Raw genomic sequence first — 13,666 nt, 5'->3', positions numbered from 1 at the left:
GGGCGGCGATGCCTGCCTAGATTGGGAGAGAATGACGCGCCGGGCCTTGCGCGATCCGGCGAGACCAAGGGAGTTCAGCATGAGCGACAAGAAGCCCGGCCGCGGCCGCATCTATGCCTCCATCACCGAAACCATCGGCGACACGCCGCTCGTGCGGCTCGACCGGCTGGCGCGCGAGGCCGGCGTCGAGGCGGAGATCCTCGGCAAGCTCGAATTCTTCAACCCGATTTCCAGCGTCAAGGACCGCATCGGCGTGTCGATGATCGAGGCGCTGGAGGCCGAGGGCAGGATCACCCCCGGCAAGACCACCCTTGTCGAGCCGACCTCCGGCAACACCGGCATCGCGCTCGCCTTCGTCGCCGCCGCCAAGGGCTACCGGCTGATCCTGGTGATGCCGGAGACCATGTCGATCGAGCGGCGCAAGATGCTGAAACTGCTCGGCGCCGAGCTGGAGCTGACCGAAGGACCCAAGGGCATGAAGGGCGCCGTGGCCCGCGCCGAGGAGATGGTCAAGGAGATCGACGGCGCGGTGATGCCGCAGCAGTTCGAGAACCCGGCCAACCCGGCGATCCACCGCCGCACCACCGCCGAGGAGATCTGGAACGACACGGAGGGCACGGTCGACGTCTTCGTCTCCGGCATCGGCACCGGCGGCACGATCACCGGCGTCGCTTCCGTGCTGAAGGCGCGCAAGCCCGGCCTGCATGTGGTCGCGGTCGAGCCGGCCGACAGCCCGATCCTGTCCGGCGGCACGCCCGGCCCGCACAAGATCCAGGGCATCGGCGCCGGCTTCGTGCCCGGCATCCTCGACACCTCGGCCTATGACGAGGTCGTCACCGTGAGCAATGACGAGGCCTTCGAGATGGCGCGCAAGGCGGCGCGGGTCGAGGGCCTGCCGGTCGGCATTTCCTCCGGCGCCGCCATCGCGGCGGCGCTGAAGGTCGGCGCGCGGCCGGAGATGAAGGGCAAGCGCATCGTCGTGATCATCCCCTCCTTCGCCGAGCGCTACCTGTCGACGGCGCTGTTCGAGGGGCTGGAGTAAGGGTCACCGCCTCTGACGGGCGTTCCCCGACGGCGGCTCGCCGCGCGCAGCCTCGCCGCCGGTGATTTTTATTGAGGCCTCTCTCTTCGTCTTCCCGGACGAGGCCGAAGGCCGAAGATCCGGGACCGGGGAGGCACGGCCTTGCGGTGTCGTTCCGGAGCGTTGCCGCAACCGCCCTCGGCTCGCCGATCCCGGCTCGGCGCTGCGCGCCGTCCGGGAGGACGCTAAGGAGGGGTGGGCGCGTGGGGTGCGCGGATGGACGGCCTTGCGGGGTCGGGCGTCTGCGCCCCCAACACGCCCCGCCTCAGGCGGGGGCGCCGATGCGGTCGGGATGGGCGGCGGCGAAGGGCTCCAGCGCGTTGCAGGCCGCGTCGATCGCCACCAGCCTCGGCAGGGCGGCAAGGTCGACGCCCCAGCGGCGGGCATTGTAGATCTGTGGCACCAGGCACAGGTCCGCCAGGGTCGGCGTGTCGCCGTGGCAGAAGCGCCCGGTGCGGGGATCGTCGAGCATGCGCTCCAGCGCCGAGAGCCCCTTGCCGATGAAGGTGCGCATCCAGGCGGCCTTGGCCTCGTCGCCGCCGCCGGTGATCTCGGCAACGTGACTGGCGACCGACAGGTTGCAGACCGGATGGATCTCCATGGCGATGACATGCGACAGGGCGCGGACCCGGTGGCGGCCGGCGGCATCGCCCGGCATCAGGGTCGAGGCCGGCTGGCGGGTCTCGTGCAGATATTCGATGATCGCGAGCGACTGGGTCAGCACCTTTCCGTCGATCTCCAGCGTCGGCACGAGGCCCTGCGGATTGCGGGCAAGGTTCTCCGCCGCCCGGTGGGCGCCGGTGAGCAGGTTCACCGGCGCCGCCCGATAGGCGATGCCGAGCAGGTTGAGCGCGATGCGCACGCGGTAGCTTGCGGACGAACGCCAGTAGTCGTGAAGGACGGGCTGCGTCACCGATCTCTCTCCCTTGAAGGTTTCTCTGCCGTCATGCGGCCTGTTCCCCCGCATATCGCATGGCCGTCGCCGCCGGCCAAGTGCTGCCGGGATCGGCCGGATTCGGACGCCTCACAAAAAATTTGACTATTTGGTCAAAATTCGGCCCAATGACCCCGGACGCGCTCCCAACCAACGAGGCGCGCGCCATTGAGATCTTCTAGGCAGATCTGCCGAGGAGATCTGCCAAGCAAATCGCCAGAGCCGGCGCAGGCCGACAGCGGGACCCCCTTCCGGTCCCGGTCCGACGACGAAACGGATCGCCTGCGCTCCAGAGGAGAACATCGACGCCGGACCCGCGGCAGCGGCCCGGCGCTATCGGAGGTGCAGCCATGGCTGATGCACTCGTGACCCCCGACATTCGCGCGGGGCGCCTGACGGCCGACGACTACCTGGAGAATTTCGAGGACCTGCATCCGCCGCTCGGCGTCCATGAGGCGCGGGTCGAGGCGGATCGCTGCTATTTCTGCTACGACGCGCCCTGCACGATCGCCTGTCCGACCTCGATCGACATTCCGAAATTCATCCGCCAGATCGCCACCGGCAACCCGCTCGGCTCGGCCAAGACGATCTTCGAGCAGAACATCCTCGGCGGCATGTGCGCCCGCGTCTGTCCGACCGAGACCCTGTGCGAGGAGGCCTGCGTGCGCAACCTCGCCGAGGACCGCCCCGTGTCCATCGGCCTGTTGCAGCGCCATGCGACGGATACGTTTCTCGCGCGCGGGGCAGCGCATCCTTACGAGCGCGCAGCTCCCACGGGCAAGCGCGTTGCCGTCGTCGGCGGCGGCCCGGCCGGGCTTTCCTGTGCCCACGCCCTGGCGCGCCAGGGCCATGACGTGACGATCTTCGAGGCGAGGGCCAAGCTCGGCGGCCTCAACGAATACGGCATCGCCGCCTATAAGACGACGCACGACTTCGCCCAGGCGGAGGTCGACTTCGTCCTTTCCATCGGCGGCATCACCGTGGAGTGTAACAAGGCGCTCGGCCGCGACATCACGCTGGAGGGCCTGCGCCGCGACTTCGACGCGGTGTTCCTCGGCATGGGGCTCGGCGGCGTCAATGCGCTGAAGACCGAGGGCGAGGATCTGGCCGGCGTCATCGACGCGGTCGCCTATATCGCCGAGCTGCGCCAGGCGCAGGACCTCTCCGCCCTGCCGGTCGGCCGCAAGGTCGTGGTGATCGGCGGCGGCATGACCGCCATCGACATCGCCGTGCAGATCAAGCGCCTCGGCGCGGAAGAGGTGACCATCGCCTATCGCCGCGACCGCGAGGCGATGAAGGCCAGCGCCTATGAGCAGGAGATCGCGCTGACCAACGGGGTGGTGATCCGCGAGTGTCTGGCGCCGCGCCGGCTGATCGGCGAGGGCGGCCATGTGCGGGCCATCGAGCTGGAGCGGATGCTGCCCGACAGCGCCGGCCGGCTGACGGGAACCGGCGAGAGCGTCACGCTCGAAGCGGACCAGGTGTTCAAGGCGATCGGCCAGACCTTCGTGCCGGACGCGCTGGGCGGCAGCGAGGCGCTGGAGCTCGACGGCGGCCGGATCGGCGTCGATGCCGACCGCCGCACCTCGCTTGCCGGTGTCTGGGCCGGCGGCGATTGCGTCGCCGGCGGCGAGGACCTGACGGTCGCCTCGGTCGAGGACGGCAAGATCGCCGCGGCCTCGATCCATGCGGCGCTGACCGCCTGAGCGCGGCAGGTCTCCCGAACCCTTAGCTTTCACTCCCGAACATCCGTGGGGAGGATTCTCAGATGGCCGATCTTCGCAGCAATTTTCTCGGCATCACGTCGCCGAACCCGTTCTGGCTGGCCTCCGCGCCGCCGACCGACAAGGAATACAACGTCGTCCGCGCCTTCAAGGCCGGCTGGGGCGGCGTCGTCTGGAAGACGCTGGGCGAGGACCCGGCGGTGGTCAATGTCAACGGCCCGCGCTACGGCGCGATCCACGGGCCGGACCGCTCGCTCATCGGGTTCAACAATATCGAGCTGATCACCGACCGCCCGCTGGAGGTGAACTTGCGCGAGATCAAGCAGGTCAAGCGCGACTGGCCGGACCGGGCGCTGGTCGTGTCGCTGATGGTGCCCTGCGAGGAGCGGAACTGGATCGACATCCTGAAGCGCGTCGAGGAGACGGAGGCCGACGGCGTCGAGCTGAACTTCGGCTGTCCGCACGGCATGTCCGAGCGCGGCATGGGCTCGGCCGTCGGCCAGGTGCCCGAATATATCGAGATGGTGACGCGCTGGTGCAAGCAGCACACGCGCATGCCGGTGATCGTCAAGCTGACGCCCAACATCACCGACATCCGCAACCCGGCCCGCGCCGCCCATGCGGGCGGGGCGGATGCCGTGTCGCTGATCAACACGATCAACTCCATCGTCTCGGTCGATCTCGATGAGATGGCCCCCTATCCGACCATCGACGGACAGGGCGCCCATGGCGGCTATTGCGGCCCGGCGGTGAAGCCGATCGCCCTCAACATGGTCGCCGAGATCGCCCGCGACCCGCAGACGCACGGCCTGCCGATCTCCGGCATCGGCGGCGTGACGACGTGGCGGGACGCGGCCGAGTTCATGGCGCTCGGCGCCGGCACGGTGCAGGTCTGCACGGCGGCGATGACCTATGGCTTCCGCATCGTCGAGGACCTGATCGACGGCCTGTCCGACTGGATGGACGAGAAGGGCTATACCTCGGTCGACCAGGTGGTCGGGCGGGCGGTGCCCAAGGTCACCGACTGGCAGCGGCTCAACCTCAACTATGTGGTCAAGGCGCGCATCGACCAGGACGCCTGCATCAAGTGCGGCCGCTGCCACATCGCCTGCGAGGACACCTCGCACCAGGCGATCACCGCGATGAAGGACGGCTTGCGCCATTTCGAGGTGATCGACGAGGAATGCGTCGGCTGCAACCTGTGCGTCTCGGTCTGTCCGGTCGAGGACTGCATCACCCTGGAGCAGATCACCGAGGGCAGCGACCCGCGCACCGGCAAGCCGATCAACCCGAACTACGCCAACTGGACGACCCATCCCAACAACCCGAACCGGGTGGCGGAAGCGGCCGAGTGATCGAAGGGAGCCCGTCGGCGGCGCGGTAACGGTCGCCGCCAACGGGCACCGACTGCGAGGCCGGGTCCGTCCGCGCGACGGGCCCGGCCTCGTCGTTTCCGGCGCGACGCTGGTCCGCAGGTTCCCCTGCGTTAACCCGATCTTGGCAGTTTGCGGCGATCAATCGCTCGGGGGGACGGGAGACCACGCCTGGAGGTCCGGCGAACTTATGACCAAGATCAGCGTATCCACCATTTTGCGCGCCTCCTTCCTGGGGTTCACGCTGGCGATCGGGGTGTTGCTTGCCCTGTCGGCCCGGTCGGCCTGGACGGAGTTCCAGACCGCCCGTCAGGTTCAGGACATTGCGCGGATCTCGGCGCCGCTGCTCGATTCCCTGCTGTATCTGCGCCTCGACCGCGGCAACAGCTTCCGCGACCTGAAGGCGGATGTGATCGGCCTGACGGAGCGCACGCGCGAGCTGCGCCTTGCCGGCCGCTCGGCGGCCGAGCGGGTGGTGAGCGCCATCGAACAGTCCTCGATCAGCGACCGCGATGCCCGGCTGGCGGAATTCACCGGCGCGCGCGACCGGCTTTTCGCGCTGATGCAGGAGGTCGACGCCGCGCTGGAGCAGACGGATGCGGCCCGGCGCAGCGCGGTGGCCGAGCGCTGGCGCGATGAGCTGACCAGCCAGATCAACGCCAATTTCGCCTTTGCCGGCGAGCTCGGCACCCGCGTCCAGTACAAGGACCCGGTCGTCGACGCGCTGCTTGCGGCCCAGTCCGCCGCCCTGGATGCGCGCAGCACGGCGGGCGAGGCCTCGCTTCTGGTCTCCAACGCGACCTCCGGCGTCGCGCTGCCGGACGATGCCACGCGCAGGTTCTACGGGTCCACGGCCTCGGCGCTGGCGTCGCTGAAGATGGCCCGGTCGCTGCTCGGCGACCTGCCGCTGTCGCCAGGGCTCGCCAAGGCCTTCACCGATACGGATGCGATCTACAATGCCGGCTTCCGCGAGCTGAGCGAGCGCCAGTTCCTGGCCCTGCAGGCCGGCACCACCCCGCCGCTCGCCCTGGCCGAGTGGATGGCCGCGACGCTGCCCACGCTCGACGCCATCGCCTCCATCGCCATCGAGGCGCTGGCCCAGGCCGAGGTCGCGGCGGCGCAGACCGCCGCTGCCGCCGAGGCGCATGTCTATCGGCAGCTCGGCTTTCTCGGCATCGGCCTGGTGCTGGCAGCGCTGCTGCTGTTCCTGGTCGGCCGCCGGGTGACCAGCCCGCTCGGCGTGGTGACCGAGCGCATGCGGCTTTTGGCGGACGGCCAGCTCGACACGCAGGCGCCCTTCGTCGACCGGCAGGACGAGATCGGCGCGCTTGGCCGGGCGCTCGCCCTGTTCCGCGAGAACGCGCTGGAAACCGAGCGGCTGCGCCAGCGCGAGGCGGAGAAGGAGCGCGATGCCGCCGAGACGCGGCGGGCCGACATGATGCGCCTGGCCGACAGTTTCGACGAGGCGGTCGGCTCGTCGGTGAGCGCGCTGACCCAGGCGGCCGAGCGGCTGAAGAGCACCGCGTCGGGCCTGTCGAGCGTCGCCGAACGCACCTCGGGGCAGGCGATCGCCGTTGCGGCGGCCTCCGAACAGGCCTCCGCCAATGTCGCCTCCGTCGCCGGCGCGACCGAGGAACTGTCGTCCTCGGTGACGGAAATCCGCAGCCAGGCCGGCCGCTCGAGCGAGATCGCCGAGACGGCGGTGGCCGAGGTGGAAGAGACCAACAAGCAGGTGGCCGGGCTCGCCGCCGCCGCCGAGCGCGTCGGCTCGATCGTCATCATGATCGAGGACGTCGCGGCCAAGACCAACCTTCTGGCGCTCAACGCCACCATCGAGGCGGCGCGGGCGGGCGAAGCCGGCAAGGGCTTCGCCGTCGTCGCCGGCGAGGTCAAGCAACTGGCCGACCAGACCGCCAGGGCGACCTCCGACATCAGCAGGCAGATCGCCGACATGCAGGCGGCCTCGCTCGGCGCGGCCGAGGCGATCAAGGCGATCGGCGAGACGATCCGCCGGATGAGCGACATCTCGTCCGAGATCTTCGACTCGGTCGGCAGCCAGGGCCAGGCGACGGTGGAGATCGCGCGCAATGTCGCCGAGGCCTCCACAGGCACGGCCGACGTCTCGCGCAACATCTCCGGGGTCACCGCCGCGGCCTCCGACGCCAGCGAGGCGGCAAGCGAGGTGCTGGCGGCGGCCTCGCAACTGTCCGACCAGTCGGCGGCGCTGTTGCGGCAGATCGAGAGTTTTCTCGGTCACGTGCGGGCGGCTTGACCGCCCGCAGAAAAACCAAGCTAGCGGGCGGCTTGACCGCCCGCAAAAAACCAAGCCAGCGGGCGGCTTGAGCGGCCGCCGAAGGGGCTCTAGCGGCGCAACTCGCTCGCCATATGGGCGATGGTGCGGCGATAGACCTCCGCCCGGTTCCAGTCGCGCAGCACCCCGTAATTGTGGCTGCCCGGCGCCCAGTCGCCGTCGGGCTTCCAGCCGTGCTGGCGCAGGAAATTGGCGGTCGAGGCAAAGACGTCCGCATGGCTGTGGATCAGGTTCGGCCGGCCGTCGCCGTCGAAGTCGACTGCAAAGCGCTCGTAGCTGGAGGCGAGGAACTGGGTCTGGCCGATCTCGCCGGCCCAGGCGCCCTTCATCTCGGAAATCCGCATGAAGCCGCGGTCGGCGATCCTGAGCGCGCTCATCAGCTCCTTGGTGAAGAACGCGGAGCGGCGGCAGTCATAGGCGAGCGCCGAGAGCGAGGAGAAGATCGGGATGTCGCCCATGAAGCCGCCGAAGCCCGATTCCAGCCCCCAGATCGAGACGATAACTTCCTTCGGCACGCCGTATTTGCGCTCCACCCGGTCGAGCAGCACGGCGTGCTGCTGCAGCCGCCGCTTGCCCATGGCGATGGTCGAGGGCGGCGCGCGGCGGGCGAGGAATTCCTCGAAGGACAGTTTGAAGGATTTCTGGTTGCGGTCGAGCCGGATCACCCGGCTGTTATAGGTCATGCCGCCGAGCGCGGCCTCCACCGTGCGGCTCGAAATGCCGGCGGCCACCGCCTCGCGCTTGAAGCTGGCGAGCCAGGCCGGAAAGCCGGCGGCGTTGTTGCCGCATTTGGCGGCGAGCGCCGGGCCGACCAGCGTCAGCGGGGCAAAGAGCAGAAGGGCGGCGAAAACGAGGGCCTTGCGCATGCGGTCTCCCGGTCGGGTCGCAGGGTCGATCGGGGACGGCGACGCACGTCCCTTGCAAAAAAGCAGGATACAGGCGGCAAGGGCAAGATCAAGGCGAACCGGGCCGCGGCAGCAGCCCGCCGAAGATCAGGTCGGTCAACGCCTGCAGCGCCTGGCGGCGGAATGCCTCGTCATGGATGCCGGTGCCGGTGATCGCCTCGATCTGCGGCGCGAAGTCGGCATAGGTCTGGGTCGTCGCCCAGATCAGGAAGATGAGGTGGGTGGGGTCGACCGGCCGGATGCGGCCGCGCTCCGCCCAGTGGCGCAGCACCTGCGACTTCTCGTCGACCAGCGCCTTCAGCGGTCCTGCCAGCACGTCGCGGATCACCGGCGCGCCCTGCAGCATCTCGTTGGCGAAGAGGCGCGAGGCCTGCGGATAGTCGGCGGAAAATTGCAGCTTCTGCTCGATATAGGCGGTGAGTTCCGTGCGCGGGTCGCCTTCGGGATCGAGCGTGCGCAAGGGCGCCAGCCAGCGGTCGAGCAGGTCGGCGAGCACCGCCTTGTAGATCTCCGACTTGGAGCCGAAATAATAGAGCAGGTTCGACTTCGACATGCCCGCGTCCTCGGCGATCTGGTCGACGCGGGCGCCGCGATAGCCGAAGCGCGAGAAGGTGCCGAGCGCCGCCTCGAGGATGCGGGCGCGGTTCTTCTCCTGGATGCGGGTGCGCGGGGCGCCGTCGCTTTCGGGCTCGGTGCCTGCGTCCGGTATCCGGCCTGCCTCCATCTGCTGCTGTCCTTCGCTGTCGGGCGCCATTGCGGCGGTCATCGGGCCGCGCCGTTGCGGGCGGCAGCATCGCGCGGCGGCCCGGCGGCGGCAAGGCCGGCCGGCGGAACCGCGCCGATGCCGGCGAGGATGATGCCGGTCACCGTGCGCTTGGCCTCCTCGAACTGGGCGTCGGAGAGCGGCCGGCCGCCGTTCAGCGTGTCGATCTGGTGGTTGAAGTCGGCATAGTGCTGGGTCGTTGCCCAGATCATATACAGCAGGTATTGCGGGTCGATCGGCGCGATCCGGCCGCTGGCGATCCAGCGCTCGATCACCGCGACGCGGGAGGCGGTCCACTCGCGCAAGGTGGTCTCCAGATAGTCCTGGATCACCGGCGCCTTGTGCAGGATCTCGTTGGCCCAGACCTTGGAGCCCATCGGATGGGCGCGCGAGATGTCCATCTTCTTGGCGATATAGCTGGTCAGCGCCTCGACCGGATCGTCGCTCTCGTCGAAGGAGTTCGCCGCCTCCAGCCAGATGTTGAAGATATGCTCGACCACCCGCCGGTAGAGCACTTCCTTGGTCGGGAAATAATAGTGCAGGTTGGCCTTGGGGATGCCGGCCCGATCGGCGATCATGCCGGTGGTGGCGCCACGAAAGCCGCTCTGCGCGAAGACCTCCTCGGCCGCCTTGAGGATGACGCGCTCGTTCTCCGCCCGGATCGCGCTCTTCTGCGTTCCGCCCTGCGTCCTGTCCTGTGTTCGGGACTGCGCCCCGCCCTTCAACCTGTCCGTGCCGCTCATCTCTCCGGGCCGTCCGCTGCGGTGAGTGCCAATTCGGCAGGCGAGCCGAAAAAATGATCTTGACCGGATGGTCAAGCCTTCCTACGCTCGATTTGACCATTTGGTCAGGTTTTTTCGCCTGGCGCAATGGCAAAGACGCGACGAACTGCGCGACGAACCAAGCGACTGGCAACCCGGCGGGCACAACAGACCGGGGCCGCGCACCTTTCAGAACTTCGGCCGGAGCGCGAGGACGCGAAGGCTGCCCGGATGGACGAACCATCCGGAACGGGGAATGGCCGGCGGCGCGACCAGCGCTGCCCGATGCCGGAGAGGCATCGAGGGAGAGGACAGGAGAGGCCGGCGCGCGTGCGCGGCTTCCCGCCGATCCCGGCCGCGATCGCAGACGCACGAGGGCGCCCGGATCCGCATGTCGCGCCGGGCGAGCGGAGGGACCATGCCGAAGTCCGGCTTTGCCAATATCGAGACCCCCAGCATCGAGAACGCCATCGGCGGGGCGCGTGTCGTCTCCCGCTCGACGAGGACGCAAGCGGTGTTCAACCCGGCGACGGGCGAACAGACCGCGGTCCTGCCGCTGTCGAGCGCGGCCGAGGTCGGCGAGGCGATCGCCGCGGCCAAGGCCGCCTTCCCGGCCTGGCGCGACACGCCGCCCTTGAAGCGCGCGCGGATGATGTTCCGCTTCAAGGAGCTGCTCTCCGCCCATGCCGACGACATCGCGAGGGCGATCTCGGCCGAGCACGGCAAGACCCATGACGATGCCTTGGGCGAGGTGGCGCGCGGCATCGAGGTGGTGGAATTCGCCTGCGGCATCCCGCATCTCTTGAAGGGCGAGTTCGCCCGCAATGTCGGCCCGGCCATCGACAGCCATTCCGACCGCCAGCCGCTCGGCGTCGTCGCCGGCATCACCCCGTTCAACTTCCCGGCCATGGTGCCGCTGTGGATGTATCCGATCGCGGTTGCCTGCGGCAACACCTTCGTGCTGAAGCCGTCGGAGCGCGACCCCTCCGCCGTGATGGCGGTCTATGACCTGTTCCACCAGGCCGGCTTCCCGGACGGGGTGCTCAACGTCGTGCATGGCGACAAGGAGGCGGTCGACGTGCTGCTGACCCATCCCGACGTCAAGGCGGTGTCCTTCGTCGGCTCCACGCCGATTGCCGAATACGTCTATTCGACCGGCACCGCCCATGGAAAGCGGGTGCAGGCGCTGGGCGGCGCCAAGAACCACATGATCGTCATGCCGGATGCCGACATGGACCAGGCCGCCGACGCGCTGATGGGCGCCGGCTACGGCTCGGCCGGCGAGCGCTGCATGGCGATCTCCGTCGCCGTTCCCATCGGCGAGGAGACCGCCGACCGGCTGGTGGAAAAGCTCGTCCCCCGCGTGCAGGCGCTGAAGATCGGCCCGGCCACCGACCGTGAGGCGGAGATGGGCCCGCTGGTGACAGAGGCGCATATGCGCAAGGTGCTCGGCTACATCGACCAGGGCGTCAAGGAAGGTGCGGAGCTGCTGGTCGACGGGCGCGGCTTCTCGCTGCAGGGCTACGAGAACGGCTATTTCGTCGGCGGCACCCTGTTCGACCGGGTGACCCGCGACATGATGATCTACCGCGAGGAGATCTTCGGCCCCGTCCTGTCGGTGGTGCGCGCCAAGGGCTACGAGGAAGCGCTGTCGCTGATCAACGAGCACGAATACGGCAACGGCACCGCGATCTTCACCCGCGACGGCGATGCCGCGCGCGCCTTCGCCGACCGCATCGAGGTGGGCATGGTCGGCATCAACGTGCCGATCCCGGTGCCGGTCGCCTATTTCTCCTTCGGCGGCTGGAAGCGCTCGCTGTTCGGCGACCATTCGATCTACGGCATGGAAGGCGTGCGCTTCAACACCCGCCTCAAGACGGTGACGACGCGCTGGCCGGCCGGCATCAAGGACGGCGCCGTCTATACCTTTCCCAACATGGAGTGAGGCCGGCGCCGCCGGCTGAGGATCGACCGAGGGAGTGAACCGAATGACCGCACCGGGCAAGAACCTGCGCATCGACGCCGACCGCCTGTGGGACGCCCTGATGGAGATGGCGAAGATCGGTCCGGGCGTTGCCGGCGGCAACAACCGCCAGACGCTGACCGATGCCGACAACGAGGGGCGCAAGCTGTTCCAGGCCTGGTGCGAGGCGGCCGGGATGAGCATGGGCGTCGACACCATGGGCAACATGTTCATGACGCGCGCCGGCACCGATCCCGATGCCCTGCCCGTCTATGTCGGTTCGCATCTCGACACCCAGCCGACGGGCGGCAAATACGACGGCGTGCTCGGCGTGCTCGGCGGCCTGGAACTGGTGCGCACCCTCAACGACCTCAACATCCGTACGAAGCGGCCGATCGTCGTCGCCAACTGGACCAACGAGGAGGGCACGCGCTTTGCCCCGGCCATGCTCGCCTCCGGCGTCTTTGCCGGGGTGCACGATCTCGACTGGGCCTATGCGCGCAAGGACGCGGACGGCAAGACCGTCGGCGAGGAGCTGAAGCGCATCGGCTGGGTCGGCGAGGAAGCGGTCGGCGCGCGCAGGATGCACGCGATGTTCGAGCTGCATATCGAACAGGGGCCGATCCTGGAGGCCGAGGGCAAGGATATCGGCGTCGTCACCCACGGCCAGGGCCTGTGGTGGCTGGAAGTGACGGTGACCGGCAAGGACAGCCATACCGGCTCGACGCCGATGCCGATGCGCCGCAATGCCGGCCTCGGCATGGCGCGGATGACCGAACTGGTGCACGAGATCGCGATGAAGCATCAGCCGCGCGCGGTCGGCGCCATCGGCCATTGCGACGTCTATCCCAACTCGCGCAACGTCATTCCCGGCAAGGTGGTGTTCACCGTCGACTTCCGCTCGCCCGACCGGCAGACGCTGGACGCGATGAAGGCGGAATTCGAGGCGCGGGCGCCGAAGATCGCCGAGGATCTGGGCTTGATGGCGACGATCGAGGCGGTCGGCCATTTCGATCCCGTCACCTTCGACGAGACCTGCGTCAAGGCCGTGCGCAACGCCGCCGAAAAGCTCGGCTACAGCCACATGGACATCATCTCCGGCGCCGGTCACGATGCCTGCTGGGTCAACAAGGTCGCGCCGACGGCGATGATCATGTGCCCCTGCGTCGACGGGCTGTCGCACAACGAGGCCGAGGAGATCACCAAGGACTGGGCGCGGGCCGGCGCCGACGTGCTGCTGCATGCGGTGCTGGAAGCGGCGGAAGTCGTGGAGTGAGCGCTGGCGCGCGTGGTGATGGCGCGCGCGTCGGACAGGTTTGTGGCTCTCCGATCCCGGGTCGCGGCTTCGCCTTGCCCGGGATGACGCTGGAGGGGACTGTGTGAAGGGTGGGCGCTTGCCCGTGACGGCGAGGGAGAGGATGGAGCGGCGGGCGGGGCGTGAGAGTTGGGCACCGCCTTTCCGCGTCTTCCCGGACGAGCGTTAGCGAGATCCGGGATCGGAGAGCCGGGGAGGGTGATGGGTGGCGTCATGGGTCTACATCATGGCCTCAAGGCCGTACGAGACCCTCTACACGGGCGTGACGACGGATCTTGCGAGACGGGTCCACGAGCATCGCACCGACCTCGTTCCCGGCTTTACGTCGCGCTACGGAGTGAAGGCGCTGGTCTGGTACGAAGGGTACGACGACATCGAAGAGGCCATTCGCAGAGAGAAGCAGATCAAGCGATGGCACCGAAAGTGGAAGTTCGAGCTGATCGAGACGATGAACCCGGAATGGGCCGACCTGTATGAGACGATGAACCGATAGTTTGTGGCTCTCCGGTCCCGGGTCGCGGCTTCGCCTTGCCCGG

11 protein-coding genes are annotated in these 13,666 nt (G+C 68.5%); 7 read left to right on the top strand and 4 right to left on the bottom strand.

The genetic code is table 11. The features are described 5' to 3' along the window. Positions 1-79: 79 nt before the first annotated feature. Positions 80-1,042, top strand: a complete 963-nt coding sequence (gene cysK, locus TSB10GB4_RS21615) for a cysteine synthase A (RefSeq protein ID WP_186397427.1) — start codon at positions 80-82, stop codon at positions 1,040-1,042. 304 nt (positions 1,043-1,346) lie between these two features. On the opposite strand, the gene maiA is transcribed toward cysK, so the two are convergent. Next, positions 1,347-1,994: a maleylacetoacetate isomerase gene (gene maiA / locus TSB10GB4_RS21610; protein WP_244570997.1), complete on the bottom strand. Its 648-nt coding sequence runs from the start codon at positions 1,992-1,994 to the stop codon at positions 1,347-1,349. A gap of 371 nt (positions 1,995-2,365) precedes the next feature. On the opposite strand from maiA, the gene TSB10GB4_RS21605 reads away from it, so the two are divergent. From TSB10GB4_RS21605 to TSB10GB4_RS21595, 3 genes are all read left to right on the top strand, one after another. Next, positions 2,366-3,721, top strand: coding sequence for an NAD(P)-dependent oxidoreductase (locus TSB10GB4_RS21605; RefSeq protein ID WP_186397425.1), 1,356 nt, complete (start codon positions 2,366-2,368; stop codon positions 3,719-3,721). Positions 3,722-3,783: 62 nt separating this feature from the next. Further along, positions 3,784-5,094: an NAD-dependent dihydropyrimidine dehydrogenase subunit PreA gene (preA, locus tag TSB10GB4_RS21600; protein ID WP_186397424.1), complete on the top strand. Its 1,311-nt coding sequence runs from the start codon at positions 3,784-3,786 to the stop codon at positions 5,092-5,094. A gap of 208 nt (positions 5,095-5,302) precedes the next feature. Continuing rightward, a complete protein-coding gene (locus TSB10GB4_RS21595; RefSeq protein WP_186397423.1) occupies positions 5,303-7,384 on the top strand; it encodes a methyl-accepting chemotaxis protein in 2,082 nt (693 codons plus the stop codon). An 89-nt stretch (positions 7,385-7,473) separates the two neighbouring features. Here the strand turns inward: TSB10GB4_RS21595 and TSB10GB4_RS21590 are convergent, their stop codons facing one another. From TSB10GB4_RS21590 to TSB10GB4_RS21580, 3 genes are all read right to left on the bottom strand, one after another. Further along, a complete protein-coding gene (locus TSB10GB4_RS21590; protein ID WP_186397422.1) occupies positions 7,474-8,289 on the bottom strand; it encodes a lytic transglycosylase domain-containing protein in 816 nt (271 codons plus the stop codon). Positions 8,290-8,377: 88 nt separating this feature from the next. Then, positions 8,378-9,094, bottom strand: coding sequence for an HTH-type transcriptional regulator RutR (rutR, locus tag TSB10GB4_RS21585; protein ID WP_244570996.1), 717 nt, complete (start codon positions 9,092-9,094; stop codon positions 8,378-8,380). Next, on the bottom strand, positions 9,091-9,834 hold the full coding sequence (locus tag TSB10GB4_RS21580) for a TetR/AcrR family transcriptional regulator (RefSeq protein ID WP_186397421.1): 744 nt from the start codon (positions 9,832-9,834) through the stop codon (positions 9,091-9,093). Before TSB10GB4_RS21580 ends, rutR begins: the two co-directional genes overlap by 4 nt. Before the next feature lie 436 nt (positions 9,835-10,270). Here TSB10GB4_RS21580 and TSB10GB4_RS21575 point away from each other — a divergent pair, with 436 nt between their 5' ends. The 3 genes from TSB10GB4_RS21575 to TSB10GB4_RS21565 all read left to right on the top strand — a co-directional run bounded on the left by TSB10GB4_RS21575 (position 10,271) and on the right by TSB10GB4_RS21565 (position 13,623). Beyond that, the gene (locus TSB10GB4_RS21575; RefSeq protein ID WP_186397420.1) at positions 10,271-11,797 is read left to right on the top strand and encodes a CoA-acylating methylmalonate-semialdehyde dehydrogenase; all 1,527 of its coding nucleotides are present in this window, start codon (positions 10,271-10,273) and stop codon (positions 11,795-11,797) included. A 43-nt stretch (positions 11,798-11,840) separates the two neighbouring features. Further along, the gene (locus tag TSB10GB4_RS21570) at positions 11,841-13,091 is read left to right on the top strand and encodes a Zn-dependent hydrolase (protein ID WP_186397419.1); all 1,251 of its coding nucleotides are present in this window, start codon (positions 11,841-11,843) and stop codon (positions 13,089-13,091) included. 244 nt (positions 13,092-13,335) lie between these two features. Continuing rightward, the gene (locus TSB10GB4_RS21565; RefSeq protein WP_186397418.1) at positions 13,336-13,623 is read left to right on the top strand and encodes a GIY-YIG nuclease family protein; all 288 of its coding nucleotides are present in this window, start codon (positions 13,336-13,338) and stop codon (positions 13,621-13,623) included. Positions 13,624-13,666: the final 43 nt, after the last annotated feature.

The sequence above is a fragment of the Stappia sp. TSB10GB4 genome (genome assembly GCF_900185745.1).
GTDB lineage: Bacteria > Pseudomonadota > Alphaproteobacteria > Rhizobiales > Stappiaceae > Stappia.
This window is presented reverse-complemented; position numbering and strand designations above follow the sequence as displayed.